The sequence below is a fragment of the Asticcacaulis benevestitus DSM 16100 = ATCC BAA-896 genome (genome assembly GCF_000376105.1).
In the GTDB taxonomy this organism is placed as follows: Bacteria; Pseudomonadota; Alphaproteobacteria; order Caulobacterales; family Caulobacteraceae; genus Asticcacaulis; species Asticcacaulis benevestitus.
Genome location: NZ_AQWM01000096.1, coordinates 1 through 1,316 on the forward strand (window position 1 = coordinate 1; position 1,316 = coordinate 1,316).

At 55.7% G+C, this 1,316-nt stretch carries 2 protein-coding genes; both read left to right on the forward strand.

Annotated features, from left to right (window positions below; all coding sequences use genetic code 11):
* Positions 1 to 319 precede the first annotated feature (319 nt).
* A complete protein-coding gene (locus tag B060_RS0123540) occupies positions 320 to 670 on the forward strand; it encodes a hypothetical protein (protein WP_018084232.1) in 351 nt (116 codons plus the stop codon).
* A gap of 9 nt (positions 671 to 679) precedes the next feature.
* Entirely contained in the window at positions 680 to 1,144 is a 465-nt protein-coding gene (locus B060_RS0123545; RefSeq protein WP_018084233.1) for a hypothetical protein, read from the forward strand.
* Positions 1,145 to 1,316: the final 172 nt, after the last annotated feature.

Sequence of the window (1,316 nt, forward strand, 5' to 3'; positions counted from 1 at the left end):
TTCACAACCGTCCTAAGGCTTACCTTACTTAAGTCGGCCAGATCCCCTTGATTGAGATTAAGGAGGCCGCGTGCTGCGCGGCATTGTGCTGGTGTAATGATCATAAAGCACACATACATGAGATGCGTAAAATACGCAACATTTCTTGATTTATGCAAAATAGACGTTGCGCATTTTACGCAACATGTTACGTTGATCAGGCCGGAGAGAGTTCGCACCTCCCGCCGGCCCTAACCGCAACAGATCGTATGAGGATCATGCCATGGCTACTCAGCCCATTAGCACCCCTGTGCCTAGCGCTTCAAGCGCCCGCACTCAAATGTCGCTTACCCGCGCCTATAACGACGCTGTCCATACTTACAGGGTCAAGCATGCGCGCAGCTTCCAGTACTACCCCGGCGCCGCCGATGGCGACATGAGCGCTATCGACAAGGCTGCCGCTCTTTTTGTTGCCGGCGTTAAGGCGCTTGCAGAGGCGGTGGACGGCACTGACCTGATCAATGGTGACGTGAATATGGCCCACTGCATCGCAAGCGCCCTGGAGGGCTTTGCTGAGGCCCTGCCGAATGACAGCGCAACATACGCCTATGTGGATGCCATTTGCAGCCTGACCGCTGCCGAGCCGGGCGGTTCAACCGCACCCGGCGCTCAATCCCAACTCGCAGCATAGGAGAGGATCATGCAAGACCTGAGCTCCACACGCCGCAATATTTTGGGCGCCATCCCGTTCATCGGCGCAGCACTCGTTGCCCCTGCGGCAGTCGCCGCTCTCCCGGCCGTGGTCGTCACCCATGAGGTTCGGGATACTCAAGCTGAAATCCGCCACCATATCGAAGCACTGAGGGCATTGGCTGGTGATGAAGTCGTTGTCGTGGCCCCAGGCAATCCGTTCCCGCCGCGCAAAACGATGAATGAAATGTTCAAGCCCGCTACCAATGAGGAAAGGGCATGGTGGCGGGAGCAATACCCATCAGACGCACTGTATCTCACGACATCTGGCTTAGTTGTACGGATTGAGCATGAAGATATTGACGATCCTGACAGGGGGAGTGCGATCTGTGTCTTTCTGTTGGCGGATGGTTACGAGCCGGCCGTGATGACAGTTGGTCAATTGCGCTGGAATATTGTTGGAAGGGTCTTGTGACTTCGCAGCGACCTGCCGTTCGCGTTAGGTAACAGCTAACCACCTTCGCAAGCGGTTTATTTCCTTTTTCCGTTTATGCACCCGGCAGCCGGCCGGACCTCAGTTCCAATTTCCATCAACAATTTTCGAGTGCGCCTTGAAAGCGCATCGAGAACCTGCGCCCGGAAGGCAA